The organism is Bradyrhizobium sp. B025 (assembly GCF_042257955.1).
In the GTDB taxonomy this organism is placed as follows: Bacteria; Pseudomonadota; Alphaproteobacteria; order Rhizobiales; family Xanthobacteraceae; genus Bradyrhizobium; species Bradyrhizobium diazoefficiens.
In genome coordinates, this window is record NZ_CP170150.1 from 3757982 (window position 1) to 3774492 (window position 16511).

Sequence of the window (16511 nt, forward strand, 5' to 3'; positions counted from 1 at the left end):
GTCCTGTAGGATGGGTAGAGCGCAGCGAAACCCATCATTTGCAGCAACCGGGCAAGTGTCGATGGGTTTCGCTTCGCTCTACCCATCCTACGGTTCAAGCCTGTTCGATTTCTTCGCGGAGCATTTCCAGTTCGAGCCAGCGCTCTTCGGCGGCGGACAATTCGTCATGCGCCTTGGCGATGGCGGCGGAGGTGTCGTCGAATGTCTTGCGATCCTTGGTGTAGAGGTTGGGATCGTCGAGCACGCGTTGCAGCTTGGCGATGTCGGCCTGCAACGTCTCCATCTTCTTCGGAAGTGTTTCCAGCGCGTGCTTCTCGTTGAAGCTCAATCGCCGCTTTGGCGCGGCAGCGGGAATAGCGATCCGCTCCTCTTTCTTCTCCGCGGGGGCTTGCGCCTTCGCCGTCTCGCGCTTCAAGTCCGCGCCGCGCTGCGCCAGCATGTCGCTGTAACCGCCGGCGTATTCGATCCATTTGCCGTTGCCCTCAGGCGCGATCACGGAGGTGACGACGCGGTCGAGGAAGTCGCGGTCATGGCTGATCAGGATGACGGTGCCCTCGTAGTCGCCGAGCATGTCCTCGAGGACGTCCAGCGTTTCGAGGTCGAGATCGTTGGTCGGCTCGTCCAGCACCAGCAGGTTCGAGGGCTTGGCCAGTGCGCGCGCCAGCATCAGCCGGCCGCGTTCGCCGCCCGAGAGCACTTCCAGCGGCGTGCCGCGCTGCTCCTGCGCGAACAGAAAGTCCTTCATGTAGCCGACGACATGCTTCGGCTTACCGCCGACCATGATCTGGTCGCCGCGGCCGCCGGTCAGCGCCTCCGCCAGCGTCGATTTGGGGTCGAGGCTTTCACGGTGCTGGTCGAGGGTTGCCATCTCCAGATTGGCCCCGAGCCGCACGGTGCCGCTGTCAGGCTGCATGCCGCCGGTGAGCAGATTGACCAGCGTGGTCTTGCCGGCGCCGTTCGGCCCGATGATGCCGAGCCGGTCGCCGCGCTGGATGCGAGTGGAGAAATTGTCGACGATCTTGCGCTCGCCATAGGCCTTGGTGATGCCCTTGGCTTCGATCACCAGCTTGCCGGACTGCTCAGCCTCGGCGGCTGCGAGATTGGCGCTGCCGGCGGTGCCGCGATAGTTGCGGCGCTGGTCGCGCAGCGTGTGCAGATTGGCAAGCCGCTTGACGTTGCGCTTGCGCCGGCCGGAGACGCCGTGGCGCAGCCAGTGCTCCTCGTCGACGATCTTGCGGTCGAGCTTGTGCTGGTCGCGCTCTTCTTCCGCCAGCACCTCGTCGCGCCAGGCTTCGAACGAGGCAAAACCGCGGTCGATCTGCTTGATCCGGCCGCGGTCGAGCCAGGCGGTCGAGCGCGAGAGGTTGGTGAGGAAGCGGCGGTCGTGGCTGATCAGCACCAGCGCGCTGCGGCGGCTGTCGAGCTCCTGCTCCAGCCACTCGATGGTGGAGAGATCGAGATGGTTGGTCGGCTCGTCCAGCAGCAGGATGTCGGGCGAGGGCGCAAGCACACACGCGAGCGCCGCGCGGCGAGCTTCGCCGCCGGAGAGGTTGTGCGGGTTCTCGTCGCCGGTCAGCCCGAGCTGCTCGAGGAGATAGCGCGCCTGATGCTGGTCGTCGCCGGGCGCAAGCCCCGCCTCGACATAGGCGAGCGTAGTCTTGTGGTCGCCGAAGTCAGGCTCCTGCGGCAGATAGCGGATCGTGGCGCCCGGCTGCACGAAGCGTGTGCCGCCGTCGGGCTCGACCAGGCCAGCCGCGATTCTCAGCAATGTCGATTTGCCGGAGCCGTTGCGGCCGATCAGACAGACCCGCTCGCCAGTCGCAACGTTGAGCTCGACGCCGTTCAAGAGCGGCGTGCCGCCAAACGTCAGCTTGATGTCCTTGAGTTGGATCAGCGGCGGCGCCATCGTCAGCCCTGACTTGAATTCTGGCTGGTTGCGGCCGCATCAATGCGGCGCCGCTGGATCCGGCGCAGCGTCTGGTCGAGCGCCGAGAGGAACGTCGAACGGTCGCGCGGCGCGAACGATCGCGGGCCGCCGGTGACTTCGCCGGCCGAGCGCAGATCCGTCATGAGATTGCGTACCGCCAGCGTCATCCCGATCGACTCTTCGGTGAACGGTTTGCCGTTCGGCGCGATCACGTCGGCGCCCGCCTTCACGCAGCGGCTGGCGAGCGGAATGTCGGAGGTGACGACGACGTCGCCGGGCCTGGCGCGTTCGGCGATCCAGTCATCGGCGGCATCCATGCCGGCTCCCGCCGCGATGCGCTCGATCAAGGGGTCCTGCGGCACGCGAATGAAGTTGCCGGCCACCACGCTCACGGGCACGCTGTGCCGGAGCGCGACGCGGTAGATCTCGTCCTTCACCGGACAGGCGTCGGCGTCGACATAGATGCGGGTGGGCGTGTCAGTCATTCGCGGGGTGGTACCCCATTCGGGCCGCAAAGGCGAGGGGATTGACCGGTGTTCCCCGGGGCCTACGATTGGCCCGAAACAACGGGAATTTTGGGGACGTCCAGCCATGCCGAACCGGCTCGAAACCTACCGCGTCGAGGCCTACAACACCGCCAAACAATCCGAAAACAAGATGCATGACGACAAGGTGGCGCGCCGCTTCGGCTTCTCAGGCGGGCTGGTGCCCGGCGTCGATGTCTTCGCCTACATGATGCATGTGCCGCTGGCGCGCTGGGGCCGCGATTTCCTCACCCGCGGACTGGTGGAGGCCCGCTTCATCAAGCCGGTCTATGACGGCGAGACGGCCGATGTCGATGCGACCGAGCACAATGGCCTGCTCACGGTCGAGGTGTTCAGCCGTACCGAGCTCTGCGCCACCGGGACGGCTTCGCTGCCGGCGGCTGCGCCTGCGGTGGATTTGAGCGACTATCGCGCGGTCCCCGCGGTCGCCGAGCGCAAGCCGGTCAGCCCGGCGACGTTCGGGACCGGCAAATGGCTTGGCACAGAGCCGCGCCGATGGATCGGGCAGGCCGCCGCGGACTATCTCGCCGATATCAGGGAAACCGATCCGATCTTCGCGCGAGAGGGGCTCGGCCATCCCGGCCTGATCCAGCGCGTGATGAATCGCGTCCTCGTCGACAATACCATTTTGGGCCCGTGGATCCACGTCGGCAGCCGCATGCAGCTGCTGTCGCCCGCGCGTGCCGGCGACGAGATCGTTGCGCGGGCCAAGGTCACCGCGAACTACGAGAAGAAGGGCCACCGCTTCGTCGAGCTCGACGCGCTGGTCGTCGCCAACGGCACGACACCGCTGGCGCATTGCCAGCACACCGCGATCTACCAGCCGCGCGAGGAGGCTGCGGCGTAACATCCAGCGTCGTCATTCCGGGGCGGTCCGCAGGACCGAACCCGGAATCTCGAGGTTCCGGGTTCGATGCTTCGCATCGCCCCGGAACGACAAACAACTCCTACGCCGCCTTGCCCTTCGCATCCTGGATCGCACGCCACACGCGCTCCGGCGTCAGCGGCATGTCGATGTGCTTGATGCCGTGGTCGGAGAGCGCATCGAGCACGGCGTTCACCACGGTCGACAGGCTGCCGGCGCAGCCGGCTTCGCCGCAGCCCTTGCTGCCGAGCGGATTGGTCGTGGCCGGCACCGGGTGATCGCCGACCGTCATGAACGGCACGTCCTCGGCGCGGGGGAGGGCGTAGTCCATCAGCGAGCCCGTGATCGGCTGGCCGCTCTCGTCGTAGCGGACGTGCTCCATCAGCGCCTGTCCAATGCCCTGGACGACGCCGCCATGGAGCTGGCCTGCGACCAGCAGCGGGTTGATCACCGTGCCGAAATCGTTCACCGCGCTGTAGCGCACGATCTGCACCACGCCGGTATCGGGATCGATCTCGACCTCGGCGACGTGGCAGCCGTTCGGGAAGGCAGAGGGCACCGGCTCGCTGGTGTGATCGACGTCGAGGCTATCAGGCACGCCGTCCGGCACCTTGCCGTCATGCAGCTTCTTGGCGAGCTCCATGATGTCGATGCTGCGGTCGGTGCCGGCGATGGTGAAGCTACCGCCTTCGAACTCGATGTCGGCTTCGGACGCCTCCAGCATGTGCGCGGCGGCGCGCTTGCCCTTCTCGATCACGAGCTTGGCGGCTCCCACGATCGCCATGCCGCTCGCGGTGATCGAGCGCGAGCCGCCGGTGCCGTTGCCGGCGTGGACGATGTCGCTGTCGCCCTGCACGAGCTTGACGCTCTCGAAGGGCACGCCGAGCTGCTCGCACAGAACCTGCGCGAATGGAGTGGCATGGCCCTGGCCGTAGTCGAGCGTGCCGGTGATGAGCTGCACGCTGCCGTCAGGATCGAACACGATCTTGCCGAGCTCGGGGCTCGGCGGCGCGGTGACCTCGAGATAGGAGCCGACGGCGATGCCGCGCAGCTTGCCGGCCTTCTTGCTCTCCTTCTTGCGCTTGGCGAAATTCTCGTGGTCGGAGATTTCGAGCGCCTTGTTGAAGACGGCCTGGAAGTCGCCGCTGTCATAGGTGACGCCGGAGGACGCCGGGAACGGCATCTGGTTCGGCTTGATGAAGTTGCGCTTGCGCATCGTCAGCCGGTTGATGCCCATCTCGTCGGCGGCGCGGTCGATCAGCCGCTCCATGTAGTAGTTCGCCTCGGGCCGGCCGGCGCCGCGATAGGCGCCCATCAGCGTGGTATTGGTCAGCACCGTCTTGATGTCGATGCCCATCAGCGGGGTGCGGTAGACGCTGGAGAAGTTCTTGCCGGTGTTGAGCGAGAGCGGGCCCGGCGCAACGCCGGTGATGTAGGCGCCGAGATTGCCATAGCCTTCGAGCTTGGCCGCGAGGAAATGCCCCTCGGCGTCGAGCGCGAGCTCGGCATGGATTTTTTGCGCGCGGCCGTGGCTGTCGGACAGGAAGCTGGTCGAACGCTCGTCCAGCCACTTCACCGGCCGTCCCAGCGCCTTGGCCGCGTACAGGATGCACATGTATTCGGGGTAGTTGATGTTCTTCATGCCGAAGGAGCCGCCGACATTGGCGGTGAGAATGCGCACCTTCTCGTTCGGCACTTTCAGGTTCTTGGCGAGGTTGGCGCGGTTGCCCGCGACACCCTGCGTCGGAACCTGGAGCGTGTAGCGCTCGGCCTTCTTGTCGTAGGAGGCGAGCCCGACGCGCGGCTCCATCGAGACCACGGCGACGCGGGTGTTCTCGATGTCGATCTTGGTGACGTGGGCGGCGCTGGCGAAGGCCGCGTTCACCTGCTCCATGTCGCCATAATGGTAGTCGAGCGCGACGTTGTTCGGGATGTGGTCGTAGAGCTGCGGCGCGCCGGGCTTGGCGGCCTCCTCGGGGTCGGTCACCGCCGGCAGCGGCTCGATATCGAGCTCGACCGCCTCGGCCGCATCGCGCGCCTGGGCCAGCGTGTCGGCCACCACGAAGGCGACGGGATCGCCGACGAAGCGAACCTTGTCGGTCGCCAGCGGCTGGCGGTTGGTCTGGAGCAGGGGCGAGCCGTCACGGCTCTTCAGCGGCAGGCCGCAGGTGAAGGGGCCGTAGCCGGCGGCATCGAGGTCCGTCCCGGTCCAGACCCCCAGCACGCCCGGCATCGCCTTGGCGGCATCGAGGCCGATGCCACGGATGATTCCATGGGCGTGGGTCGAGCGGACCACCACGGCGTAGGCCTGGCCGGGCAGGTTGAAATCGTCGGTGTAGCGGCCCTTGCCGCGCACCAGCGTGTCGTCCTCCTTGCGGCGGACGGGCTGCCCGACGCCGTATTTTTGCAGTGCAATAGCGTTTTCGAGCGTGGACGATTTGGTGTGTTCTTGCATGGAATTGACCTGAAAAGCCGGCAATTGCGCGTTTTGGGGGGCGCTTGGGGGGGCCGGACCCCTCAAAAATAACCCACGGTCCCGTTCACGACAACGCACGAATGGGCATGGTGCCATGTGATGCGTTGTTGCGCAGGCCTGCCGCGCTGCTAATGTTTCAGGCGAAAAAGCAATTCCAGCTCGGCCTCAGCGGGCCGCGGAAAGACAGTTTGTATGAATGACCACACGCGGCTCCGCGACGGCCATGGGCCGCACGGTGAGCTCGAGGGGTCGATGGCGGCGGTGGCGTTGGCCACTGAACCGGCCGTCGCCGCGCAAGCGCCGGGAACCGGCGTCTACGCGGCGCTGGACCTCGGAACCAACAATTGCAGGCTCCTGATCGCCAGTCCGACCAGCGACGGCTTTCGCGTGGTCGATTCCTTCTCGCGCATCATCCGGCTCGGCGAGGGGGTCTCGGCGACCGGCTCCATCAGCGAGGCCGCGATTGAGCGCGCCATCGCGGCGCTCAGCATCTGCCGCGACAAGATCAACTTGCGGAAAGCGCGCCGGCTGCGGCTGATCGCGACCGAAGCCTGCCGCGCGGCCTCGAACGCTGAGGGCTTTCGCAGCCGCGTCGCGGCCGAGACCGGCATCGAGCTCGAGGTGATCGACCGCGAGACCGAGGCCTCGCTCGCCGTGCTCGGCTGCTCGCCGCTGGTTGACCCCAGGGGGCGCGGCGCGATCCTGTTCGACATCGGCGGCGGCTCGACCGAGCTGGTGCGGATCGAGCGCGATCCGGAAAATCCGGAGCCGCGCATCAAGGCCTGGATGTCGATCCCGTTCGGCGTGGTCACGCTCGCCGAGCAGTTCGGCGGCCGCGACGTGACGCCGGAGATCTACGACGCGATGGAGCGGGAGGTCGCACACCACGTTGCGCCGTTCGCCGAACAGCACGGCGTCGATCTCGCCGACATGCACTTGCTCGGCACCTCAGGCACGGTGACGACGCTCGCCGGCATCCATCTCAATCTCGCGCGCTACGACCGCCGCCGCATCGACAGCATCTGGATGAACGATTCCGACATCACCGCGACCATCAACAAGCTGCTCGGCATGAGCTACGAGGAGCGCGCGAACAACAGCTGCATCAGCGTCGAGCGCGCCGATCTCGTGCTTGCGGGCTGCGCCATCCTCGACGCGATCCGCCGCGCCTTTCCGCTGCCGCGCCTGCGCGTCGCCGACCGCGGCCTGCGCGAAGGCATGCTGGTCGAGATGATGCGCGAGGACGGCGCGCTCAGGAGCTGGTGAGATGGCCAAGGACACCACCGGCCGCTTGCACGTCCAGGTCAAGACCGGCGGCAAGCGTAAATTGTCATCGAAGCTGTGGCTGGAACGGCAGCTCAACGATCCCTATGTGGCGAAGGCCAAGGCGGCGGGTTATCGCTCGCGCGCGGCATTCAAGCTGCTCGAGATCGACGACAAGTTTCGGCTGCTGAAGCACGGCATGGCCGTGGTCGATCTTGGTGCCGCGCCGGGCGGCTGGAGTCAGATCGCCGCCAAGCGCGTCGGCTCGGTGGACGGCAAGGGCAAGGTCGTTGCGATCGACCTTTTGGAGATGCCCGAGATTGCCGGCGTCGAGTTCGCGCAGCTCGACTTCATGGACAACGACGCCCCTAGCAAGCTCACCACGATGCTGGGGGGCGGCGCCGATGTCGTGATGTCCGACATGGCCGCCAACACCACCGGTCACCGCAAGACCGACCAGCTCCGCATCGTCGGCCTGATCGAGACCGCGGCGGCGTTTGCGTGCGACGTGCTCAAGCCCGGTGGCACCTTCCTCGCCAAGACGTTCCAGAGCGGCGCCGATGCCGATCTGCTCGCCCAACTCAAGCGCGACTTCGCCACCGTGCGCCATGTGAAGCCGGCGGCGAGCCGGCAGGATTCGTCGGAACGTTACGTGCTGGCGACCGGGTTTCGCGGCGGGGCGAAGGCGTAGCAACGAACTCCGTCATTCCGGGGCGCCTCGAAGAGGCGAGCCCGGAATCCATTTCTCCCGGGACTCTTGCGGGACAATGGATTCCGGGCTCGATGCTCCGGGCCGCGCTTGCGCGGTCCCGTGGCATCACCCCGGAATGACGGAGCGCGTTTTTTACCCCAGCCGCTGGTCGCGCACGTCCTGCGTATCCTCCGTCGCTGCCTTCACGGCGGCCTTGGCCGCGCCCTTGCCGGCGCCCTTGCGGCTCGCGATTTCGGTCGCCTTGCGGCCGGAGATCTCGTGGCCGGCATCAGCGGGCATCTGCCAGAAGAACCAGCTCGACGCCGCCGAGGTCAGCGCGACCACGACGAAGGCCGGCGCGAACACGGTGGCGTTGAGCTCGCTGACATGGCTGAGCCACATCGTCGTCTCGACGGACGCTGCGCCGACGGCGACGCCGGCAGAGACCGCAAGCTGCTGGTTGACGCTGACGAGCGTGGTGGCGCGGCTCATCTGCCCAGTCTCGACCTCGGCATAGGCCACCGTGTTGATCGCGGTGAACTCGAGCGAGCGGAAGAAGCCGCCGACCACCAGGATCACCATGATGATCAGCAGCGGCGTCGTCACCGTGAACAGCGCGCAGACGCCGAGAAAGAACGCGCTGACGATCGCGTTCACCGTCATCAGATTGCGGAAGCCGAAGGTGCGGATGATCCGCGCCGCCAGCGTCTTCATGCCCATGGCGCCGAGCGAGGAGGCAAAGGTGACGAGGCCGGAGTGGAACGGCGACAGCCCGAAGCCGATCTGCATCAGGAGCGGCAGCAGGAACGGTAGCGCCCCGATGCCGAGCCGGAACAGGAATCCGCCGAGCACGGCCGCGCGCAGCGTCGGCAGGTTCAGCAGCGAAAAGTCCAGCACCGGCGATCCCGTGCGCCGGGCGTGAATGACATAAAGCGTCATCGAGATCGCGCCGCCGGCGATCAGCGCGGCGACCGTGCTCCAGGGCAGCAGGTTGAGGCCGGCCACCGACAGGCCGAAGGCGATGCCGGCGAGCCCGATCCCCGCGAGCACCATGCCGTAGAGGTCGAACGGCTCGCGTTCCTCGCTCTTGATGGGATCGATGAAGCGCAGGGCCATGAAGATGCCGAGCAGCCCTATCGGGATGTTGATCAGGAAGATCCAGTGCCAGGACGCGTAGGTCGTGATGAAACCGCCGAGCGGCGGGCCGATCACAGGGCCTATAAGGGCAGGGACCGTCACCCAGGCCATCGCATTGACCAGCGCGCTCTTGTCCACCGAGCGCAGCAGCACGAGGCGCCCGACCGGCGTCATCATCGCCCCGCCCATGCCCTGGAGGATGCGCGCGAAGACGAAATCGGTGACCGAGGTCGAGAGCGCGCAGCCGACCGAGCCGACCATGAAGACGCCGACCGCGATCGCGAACACCATCCGCGCGCCGAACCGGTCCGCGGTCCAGCCGCTCGCCGGGATGAACACCGCGAGCGACAGCAGATAGGAGGTGATCGCGAGCTTCAGCGTCAGCGGACTGGTGCCGATGTCGGCCGCGATCGCCGGCAGCGAGGTGGCGATCACCGTCGAGTCCATGTTCTCCATAAAGAGAGCAGTGGCCACGATCAGCGGAATGACGCGTTGCTTGTCGACCATGACGGATTGGTAACGAAAATCGGAAGGAAGGGCGAGGCTTGCGGCTTAACACCGCCGCCCGGCGGCGACCATTGCGGATCAACGCATGGCACCTAAATCCTGGGTAATAACCATGTGACCCTCGACGGCGGTTGCACTCGCTCCCTCGTCATTCCGGGGCGCGCCCTTGGTCGCGCCCCGGAATGACGAGGGGTCGCCGCCGCCCGGCTATCCCCGCTGAATTTGGGTAAAAAGCCTGTGCATGGCTGGCCAGCGGCTCGATTTGCTTTGATTCGTCACGCGGCCGTGCTATCGACCCGCGTCAACCCCACCGATGGGCTCCGATTCTCCGGCGATGCCGCAAGGTACGCCGAGGGCGGCGCTCATCCATAGCTATTTGCGGCAGGGCCGCAGGAAGGAGTTGGCAGATGGCCACGGTGCAAGTTCAAGGCATCCGCGAAGCCCTTACGTTCGACGACGTGCTGTTGAAGCCAGGCCTCTCGGACGTCATGCCGGGCGAGGTCGACATCCGCTCCCGCGTCACCCGCGCCATTCCGCTCAACATCCCGATCATGGCCTCCGCCATGGACACCGTCACCGAGGCCCGCATGGCGATCGCCATGGCGCAGGCCGGCGGCCTCGGCGTCATCCACCGCAATTTCGATCCCGAAGGGCAGGCCGCCCAGGTGCGCCAGGTCAAGCGCTACGAGTCGGGCATGGTGGTGAACCCGCTCACCATCAGCCCCGAGGCGACGCTCGACGATGCGCTCAAGCTGATGAGCGATCACGGCATCTCCGGCATTCCCGTCGTCACCGGCGCGGGCAAGTCCACGCCGGGCAAGCTGGTCGGCATCCTCACCAACCGCGACGTGCGGTTCGCCACCGACCGCAGGCAAAAAGTCTCCGAGCTGATGACGCATGAAGGCCTCGTCACGGTGCGCGAGAATGTCAGCCAGGACGAGGCGCGGCGGATGCTGCACCAGCATCGCATCGAGAAATTGCTCGTGGTCGACGAGCAATATCGCTGCGTCGGCCTCGTCACCGTGAAGGACATGGAAAAGGCGGTCGCCCATCCGCTCGCCTGCAAGGATGCGCAGGGCCGCCTTCGCGTTGCCGCCGCCACCACCGTCGGCGACACCGGCTTCGAGCGCACCGAGCGGCTGATCGACGCCGGCGTCGACCTTGTCGTCGTCGACACCGCGCACGGCCATTCGCGCCACGTGCTGCACGCAGTGAACCGCATCAAGCGTCTGTCCAACTCTGTGCAGGTCGTCGCCGGCAACGTCGCGACCTCCGAAGGCGCGCAGGCGCTGATCGATGCTGGCGCGGACTGCATCAAGGTCGGCATCGGCCCCGGCTCGATCTGCACCACCCGCATCGTCGCCGGCGTCGGCGTTCCCCAGCTCACCGCGATCATGGATGCGGTGGAGGCTGCAAAGAAGGCCGACATTCCCGTCATCGCCGATGGCGGCATCAAGTTCTCCGGCGACCTCGCCAAGGCGCTCGCCGCCGGTGCCGACATCGCCATGGTCGGCTCGCTGCTCGCCGGCACCGACGAGACGCCCGGCGAAGTCTTCCTGTGGCAGGGCCGTTCCTACAAGGCTTATCGTGGCATGGGCTCGGTCGGCGCAATGGCGCGCGGCTCGGCGGACCGATATTTCCAGCAGGACATCAAGGACACGCTCAAGCTCGTGCCTGAAGGCATCGAGGGCCAGGTACCCTACAAGGGCGCGGTCGGCCACGTCATGCACCAGCTCGCCGGCGGCCTGCGCGCCGCGATGGGCTATGTCGGCGCAAAGAACATGAAGGAGCTGCACGACAAGGCGCAGTTCGTCCGCATCACCGGTGCAGGCCTGCGCGAAAGCCACGTCCACGACGTCACGATCACCCGCGAGAGCCCGAACTATCCGGGCGGGGGTTAGTCGCCTCTGCCGTCATTTCGGGGGCGCGAAGCGCAACCCGGAATCTCGAGATTCCGGGTTCGATGCTTCGCATCGCCCCGGAATGACAATGAGTGGTTTGCGCGCTCGCCTCAACGACGGTGTCATTCCCCGCGAAGGCGGGGAATCCAGTACGCCGCGGCTTCTCGGTTCAATCACAGCCGCCCCTGGACTACTGGATCGCCCGCTTTCGCGATGACAGCGAGTGTGGGATTTGCTTCATTCCCACCTACCTCCTAAATGACTGCAACAAGCATTCAGGAGGAAGCCATGATGTCCCAAGCAAAACGCATCGTTCTCGCCGCGCGTCCCGTCGGCGAACCCAAGCCGTCCGATTTCCGCATTGAGGAATTCGCTGTCCCGACACCGGGGCAGGGCGAAGTCCTGCTGCGCACGATCTGGCTGTCGCTCGATCCCTATATGCGCGGCCGCATGAGTGACGGTCCGTCCTATGCCGCGCCGGTGCCGATCGACGGCGTGATGGAGGGCGAGGCGGTTAGCGAGGTCGCGGCGTCGAACAATCCTGATTTCGCGGCAGGCGACATCGTGCGAGCCCGTACCGGATGGCAGACGCACGCGATCTCCAGCGGCAAGGGCCTGATCAAGGTGGATCCCAAGCTCGGTCCGATCTCGACCTCGATCGGCGTGCTCGGCATGCCCGGCATGACCGCCTATACCGGCCTGCTCGACATCGGCAAGCCGCAGGAAGGCGAGACCGTCGTCGTCGCCGGTGCCTCCGGTGCGGTCGGCTCCGCCGTCGGCCAGATCGCCAAGATCAAGGGCGCGCGGGCGGTCGGAATTGCGGGTGGCAAGGACAAATGCGACTACGTGGTGAGGGAGCTCGGCTTCGATGCCTGCATCGATCACCGCGATCCCGATCTTGCGGCCAAGCTGAAGGACGCCTGCCCGAAGGGGATCGACGTCTATTTCGAGAATGTCGGCGGCGCCGTGTTCGAAGCGGTGTTCCCGCTGCTCAATCCGTTCGCGCGCGTGCCGGTCTGCGGCCTGATCGCCCATTACAACGACACCGAGGCCAAGCCGCCGAAATGGGCCGCCAGCATGATGCGCGCGACCCTGACCAAGCGGCTGACCTTCCGCGGCTTCATCGTCTCCGACTTCGCCGCCCGCCATGGCGACTTCCTGCGCGACATGTCCACCTGGGTCCGCGACGGCAAGGTGAAATACAAGGAGTTCGTCACCGAGGGCCTGGAGAGCGCCCCCGGCGCCTTCATGGGGCTTCTGAAGGGCGCCAATTTCGGCAAGCAGCTGGTGCGGGTCGGGCAAGATAAGGCCTGATAGCGAGGGCCTGGTTGCGCCGCCGACGCCCTCCGGGCGGTGGATGGTTAAGAAAGAGTCACCAAAAGGTCACACCCGGCCCGCAAAAGCCGCAGGTGTGACCGCCGGTTCATTGACCGGCGAGCGAAGGCATTGAATCATCGCGCATATTTTGGGTGTTGCGATGTTAGAGATCAGTGTTTTCTGCGTAATCCTTCTGGCCGCCGGCTATTGGACGACCATGTTCGTCATGGGCCGCCGCGACGACGTCATCCATGGCAAGTTCGTTCATGCCGAGGACGAGGGCGATTTGACCCGGCCCGCGATGCCGACACCGCCGCCGTTCCCGAAGCGTCCGCTCAAAGCTGCGCAGCCCGCCGGCGTCCAGTCCGCCAACGTACAGCCCGAGATGGCCGAGGCGAGGCCGGTGAACAGCGCAGCGCTGGAATCCTTGCTGGCTGCGATCCAGCAGGACCTCAAGAGCGTCGCGTAAGCCGCAATCCTCAGACGCTGCCGCGCTCGATCAGGAACAGGTCGACGGCGAGCCGCTGTTCGGCAAGCTGCGTGCCCGACAGGCGCGCCAGCAGCAGTTCGGCCGCGATGCGCCCCACGGCCGCCGCATCGAACGAGATGGTGGTGAGGCCGGGCGTGATCTGATCGGCGACGTCGTTGTCGCCGAAGCCGAGCACGGCGAGATCGCGCGGCACCGACAGGCCGCGCGCGCGGGCCTCGATCAGCGCGCCGGTCGCGAGCAGATCGTTGGCGCAGAACACGGCATCGACGCGGTCGCCGCGATCGAGCAGGGCGGTGAAGGCGGCGCGGCCGTCTATGAGGCCTGTGATCTCGCCAACGCCGATCTCGTGGACGATATCGAGGCCGAGCTGCGCCGCTGCCGTGCGAAAACCGTCGCGGCGCAGCGCGCCGCGGCCGCTGCTGCGGCCGATGAAAGCGACGCGGCGATGTCCGGCCTCAGCCAGCCTGCGCGCCGCCATCGCACCGGCATCCGCATTGGGCAGGCCGACCAGCATGTCGATGGGATCGCGCGGAAACGCCCAGGTCTCGATCACGGGAATGCCGAGCTCTGCAAGCGCTGCGCGATTCTCCTCGAGCTCGATCACGCCGGTGAACATCACCGCGGCGGGGCGGATGCCGCGCAGCGACTGGATCATCGCGACCTCCTTGACATAGGAGTAGGAGGTCTGGCCGACGAGCACCTCGAAACCTTCCGGCTCCAGCGTGGCCGCGAAGCTGCGCACCGCCAGCCCGAACTGCTGGCTGAGGATGTTGGAGACGAAGGCGACGACCACGTTCGAGCGGCCCGAGCGCAGCGCGCGCGCATGCGGGTTGGAGGCGTATCCGGTTGCCTCGATCACTTCAAGGATGCGCTCGCGGGTCTTTCGATTGACCTTCTGGGGGTGGCGCAGCACCCGCGACACCGTGATCGGCGATACCCCGGCGCGCTCCGCCACCTCCGCGATGCGCGGAGGCCGTCCGGTCGCGCTGGCGCGGCCGGGCGGCGCCGGAATGCGCACCACGTCGTCATAGCTCGGCTTTGCCGGATCGGTCATCGAATCCCGAGGGTAGTCGAAGTCGCTATCGTCTCCAAAGCTCAGCGCGCTGGCAGCTCGTCGCGCGACAGCGCCCGGCCGACCTGGACCAGGCAGTCGCCGCTCTGGCTGTCGGTGTGCAGGCGCTGCGAGATCACGATGCCGTCGGCCGGGAAGCGCAACACTTCCTCCGGCAGCTCCGGCCGCTCGAAATCATGATACCAGCCGGCGACGTCGCCGGCCGCAACGCGCGCGCCGACCATGACCGCGGGCTCGAACCAGCCGCGCCGTGTCGCGAACACCGCCTGCGCATGGCTTTGCAGCGCCAGCAACTCGGTGGCACGCTCAACCGGCGCGTGCGGCCCCAGCACCGGGGCCTGGACGATGCCGAGCGCGAGCAGCAGCCGGTCGACGGCGCGCGCGGTGAACGCCATCGTCTGCGGCGTGACGGTGCCGCCGCCGCCGAACTCGCCTGACAGTCCGATCGCGCCGGCGCGCGCGGCCGCCGCCATCGAGGTCGGCGCAGCGGCGCCGTTCTCGGCGACGAAGGCGAAGGGCATCCCTAATCCTTCCATCAGGCGCAGTGCCTGGCCGAACATCTCGGGCGGTCCCTGCCGCTCGATCAGCGCGCAGGGCACGTGCGCCATCGACGTGCCGCCGGAATGGATGTCGAAGACGACGTCATGGCGCGGAAACAGCTCGTGCTCGAGGAAGTGCGCGAGGCGGAACGTCGGCGTGCCCGCGGCATCGCCCGGGAAGGCGCGGTTGAGATTGCCCTCGTCGAGCGGCGAGCGCCGTCGCGCCGCCATCACGGCAGGAAGATTGGCGAAGGGCAGGATGGTGATCTCGCCCTTGACCACCTTGGCATCGAGCCGGCGATACAGCCGCGTCAGCGTGATCTCGCCCTCGTATTCGTCGCCGTGATTGCCGGCCATCAACAGAAGTTTTGGGCCGGCGCCGTTCTTGATCCGGAAGATCGGGATCTTGAGCTGGAAGTAGGGCGATCGATCGATCGAGAAGGGAATGCCGAGATGCCCGGACCATTTCTGGTCCTTCTCGAAATCGATCTCGTGGAAAAGTCCGGTATGCATGGCTTGCCTCGGGGCCGCGTCGTCGCCGACGCCGGCCGAAGGTTGAAAGAGGGACGATGCCGTTACAGCAAGGCGACCGCGGTCATCTCGACGCGCAAATCGGGATCGGCGAGACGGGCTTCGACGCAGGCGCGCGCCGGCGGATTGGCCGGATCGATCCAGGCATCGTAGACCGAGTTCATGGTGTCGAAGTCGGTGATATGCGGCAGGAAGACGTTGACCGCGATCAGTTTGGAGCGGTCGGTGCCGGCTTCCTTGAGCAGCGCGTCGATCTTGGCGAGCACCTGCTGCGTCTGCGACACGATGCCGGCCTTGCGGTCGTCCGCGACCTGGCCTGCGATATGCACCATGCCGCCGGCGGCGACGGCCTGGCTCATGCGCGAGCCGACCACGTAACGTTTGATCATCTCGAAGTCTCCTTGGGAAAAGCGGCTCCCGCGCGGGCGCGGGAGCCGCTTGTGAACTTACAGCGTCGGCAGCGACTGCTCTTCCCTAAACCATTTCAGCTGAAGTGCGCCGAGCTTGCCGTTGAGCTTGTTGAAGAAGATGTCGGTGTTGATCCAGTTGAGCAGGTTCTGCTCGCCCTGGCGCACGCCGACATGGGCCGGCGACTGGCGGATCAGGAATTTCAGCTCGACCTCCTTGGTCGGGTTCTGGTCCTGCACCTTCAGCGCAATGGCGCTGTTCTCGGCGAAGGTGTCGGCCTGTCCGGCGAGGAAGGCGGCGAGCGCGGCCGGCGTGTCCTCGAAGCGCACCAGCTTCACCTTGGGTGCGTTGTCGGTCAGCCAAACGTCGAGCGTCGAGCCCTTGGCCACGGCGACGCTGCGGCCGTCTAGATTGTCGGGCTTCTTGCCGGTGGCTGATGGCAGCGACTTGGCGCCGTAAACGCCGAGATTCACCACCGCGTAGGGCTGCGAGAACATCACCTGCTGGGCGCGCTCGGGCGTGGCGCCGAGGCCGGCGATCAGCATGTCGATCTTGTCGGAGAGCAGGCTCGGGATGCGCGCGGCGCCGGTCACCGGCACGAGCTCGAGCTTCACGCCCATGTCGGCGGCGATCAGCCGGGCGAGATCGGCATCAAGGCCCGCGATCTCACCCTTGTCGTCCTTGAAGCCCCAGGGCGCGGCATCGGTGAGAATGCCGACGCGCAGCTTGCCGGAGCCGAGCACATCCTGCAGCTTGTCGGCGTGTGCGAGATTCGGCGCGGCGAGCACTGCGAGTGCCGTGGCTGCGATCGCAAAGAGGGATTTCAGTTGTCTCATGACTCT

14 protein-coding genes are annotated in these 16511 nt (G+C 66.5%); 6 read left to right on the forward strand and 8 right to left on the reverse strand.

Features of this window, described 5'->3' with window-relative positions; all coding sequences use genetic code 11:
* Positions 1–94 precede the first annotated feature (94 nt).
* On the reverse strand, positions 95–1906 hold the full coding sequence (locus ACE10W_RS17140; protein WP_304552826.1) for an ABC-F family ATP-binding cassette domain-containing protein: 1812 nt from the start codon (positions 1904–1906) through the stop codon (positions 95–97).
* A 2-nt stretch (positions 1907–1908) separates the two neighbouring features.
* Positions 1909–2412, reverse strand: coding sequence for a YaiI/YqxD family protein (locus ACE10W_RS17145; protein WP_304552827.1), 504 nt, complete (start codon positions 2410–2412; stop codon positions 1909–1911).
* Between the two features lie 106 nt (positions 2413–2518).
* On the opposite strand from ACE10W_RS17145, the gene ACE10W_RS17150 reads away from it, so the two are divergent.
* On the forward strand, positions 2519–3319 hold the full coding sequence (locus ACE10W_RS17150) for a hypothetical protein (protein WP_304552829.1): 801 nt from the start codon (positions 2519–2521) through the stop codon (positions 3317–3319).
* Between the two features lie 100 nt (positions 3320–3419).
* Here ACE10W_RS17150 and ACE10W_RS17155 read toward each other — a convergent pair whose 3' ends face one another.
* Positions 3420–5792, reverse strand: coding sequence for a xanthine dehydrogenase family protein molybdopterin-binding subunit (locus tag ACE10W_RS17155; protein WP_304552831.1), 2373 nt, complete (start codon positions 5790–5792; stop codon positions 3420–3422).
* 213 nt (positions 5793–6005) lie between these two features.
* On the opposite strand from ACE10W_RS17155, the gene ACE10W_RS17160 reads away from it, so the two are divergent.
* Positions 6006–7079, forward strand: coding sequence for a Ppx/GppA phosphatase family protein (locus ACE10W_RS17160; protein WP_011086746.1), 1074 nt, complete (start codon positions 6006–6008; stop codon positions 7077–7079).
* A gap of 1 nt (position 7080) precedes the next feature.
* On the forward strand, positions 7081–7767 hold the full coding sequence (locus ACE10W_RS17165) for an RlmE family RNA methyltransferase (protein ID WP_304552834.1): 687 nt from the start codon (positions 7081–7083) through the stop codon (positions 7765–7767).
* A gap of 153 nt (positions 7768–7920) precedes the next feature.
* On the opposite strand, the gene ACE10W_RS17170 is transcribed toward ACE10W_RS17165, so the two are convergent.
* Positions 7921–9411 (reverse strand): MFS transporter, encoded by a 1491-nt coding sequence (locus ACE10W_RS17170; protein WP_304552836.1) that lies wholly within the window; start codon positions 9409–9411, stop codon positions 7921–7923.
* A gap of 407 nt (positions 9412–9818) precedes the next feature.
* Here ACE10W_RS17170 and guaB point away from each other — a divergent pair, with 407 nt between their 5' ends.
* From guaB to ACE10W_RS17185, 3 genes are all read left to right on the forward strand, one after another.
* Complete coding sequence (gene guaB / locus ACE10W_RS17175; protein WP_304552838.1) at positions 9819–11312, forward strand: IMP dehydrogenase; 1494 nt, start codon at positions 9819–9821, stop codon at positions 11310–11312.
* A gap of 291 nt (positions 11313–11603) precedes the next feature.
* Positions 11604–12626 (forward strand): NADP-dependent oxidoreductase, encoded by a 1023-nt coding sequence (locus tag ACE10W_RS17180; protein ID WP_304553785.1) that lies wholly within the window; start codon positions 11604–11606, stop codon positions 12624–12626.
* A 163-nt stretch (positions 12627–12789) separates the two neighbouring features.
* On the forward strand, positions 12790–13098 hold the full coding sequence (locus ACE10W_RS17185; RefSeq protein WP_028170998.1) for a hypothetical protein: 309 nt from the start codon (positions 12790–12792) through the stop codon (positions 13096–13098).
* 10 nt (positions 13099–13108) lie between these two features.
* Here the strand turns inward: ACE10W_RS17185 and ACE10W_RS17190 are convergent, their stop codons facing one another.
* The 4 genes from ACE10W_RS17190 to ACE10W_RS17205 form a co-directional block, all read right to left on the reverse strand.
* Positions 13109–14173 (reverse strand): LacI family DNA-binding transcriptional regulator, encoded by a 1065-nt coding sequence (locus ACE10W_RS17190; protein ID WP_304552839.1) that lies wholly within the window; start codon positions 14171–14173, stop codon positions 13109–13111.
* 41 nt (positions 14174–14214) lie between these two features.
* Positions 14215–15243: a succinylglutamate desuccinylase/aspartoacylase family protein gene (locus tag ACE10W_RS17195; RefSeq protein ID WP_375762642.1), complete on the reverse strand. Its 1029-nt coding sequence runs from the start codon at positions 15241–15243 to the stop codon at positions 14215–14217.
* Positions 15244–15305: 62 nt separating this feature from the next.
* Entirely contained in the window at positions 15306–15650 is a 345-nt protein-coding gene (locus ACE10W_RS17200) for a RidA family protein (protein ID WP_130362418.1), read from the reverse strand.
* A gap of 57 nt (positions 15651–15707) precedes the next feature.
* Positions 15708–16505, reverse strand: a complete 798-nt coding sequence (locus ACE10W_RS17205; RefSeq protein ID WP_375762643.1) for a transporter substrate-binding domain-containing protein — start codon at positions 16503–16505, stop codon at positions 15708–15710.
* Positions 16506–16511: the final 6 nt, after the last annotated feature.

Coding starts and splice junctions, on each gene's coding strand:
- ACE10W_RS17170 (WP_304552836.1), bottom strand. CDS start 9,411: ATGGTCGACAAGCAACGCGTCATTCCGCTGATCGTGGCCACTGCTCTC.
- ACE10W_RS17200 (WP_130362418.1), bottom strand. CDS start 15,650: ATGATCAAACGTTACGTGGTCGGCTCGCGCATGAGCCAGGCCGTCGCC.
- ACE10W_RS17160 (WP_011086746.1), top strand. CDS start 6,006: ATGAATGACCACACGCGGCTCCGCGACGGCCATGGGCCGCACGGTGAG.
- ACE10W_RS17150 (WP_304552829.1), top strand. CDS start 2,519: ATGCCGAACCGGCTCGAAACCTACCGCGTCGAGGCCTACAACACCGCC.
- guaB (WP_304552838.1), top strand. CDS start 9,819: ATGGCCACGGTGCAAGTTCAAGGCATCCGCGAAGCCCTTACGTTCGAC.
- ACE10W_RS17195 (WP_375762642.1), bottom strand. CDS start 15,243: ATGCATACCGGACTTTTCCACGAGATCGATTTCGAGAAGGACCAGAAA.
- ACE10W_RS17140 (WP_304552826.1), bottom strand. CDS start 1,906: ATGGCGCCGCCGCTGATCCAACTCAAGGACATCAAGCTGACGTTTGGC.
- ACE10W_RS17145 (WP_304552827.1), bottom strand. CDS start 2,412: ATGACTGACACGCCCACCCGCATCTATGTCGACGCCGACGCCTGTCCG.
- ACE10W_RS17205 (WP_375762643.1), bottom strand. CDS start 16,505: ATGAGACAACTGAAATCCCTCTTTGCGATCGCAGCCACGGCACTCGCA.
- ACE10W_RS17155 (WP_304552831.1), bottom strand. CDS start 5,792: ATGCAAGAACACACCAAATCGTCCACGCTCGAAAACGCTATTGCACTG.
- ACE10W_RS17180 (WP_304553785.1), top strand. CDS start 11,604: ATGTCCCAAGCAAAACGCATCGTTCTCGCCGCGCGTCCCGTCGGCGAA.
- ACE10W_RS17185 (WP_028170998.1), top strand. CDS start 12,790: ATGTTAGAGATCAGTGTTTTCTGCGTAATCCTTCTGGCCGCCGGCTAT.
- ACE10W_RS17190 (WP_304552839.1), bottom strand. CDS start 14,173: ATGACCGATCCGGCAAAGCCGAGCTATGACGACGTGGTGCGCATTCCG.
- ACE10W_RS17165 (WP_304552834.1), top strand. CDS start 7,081: ATGGCCAAGGACACCACCGGCCGCTTGCACGTCCAGGTCAAGACCGGC.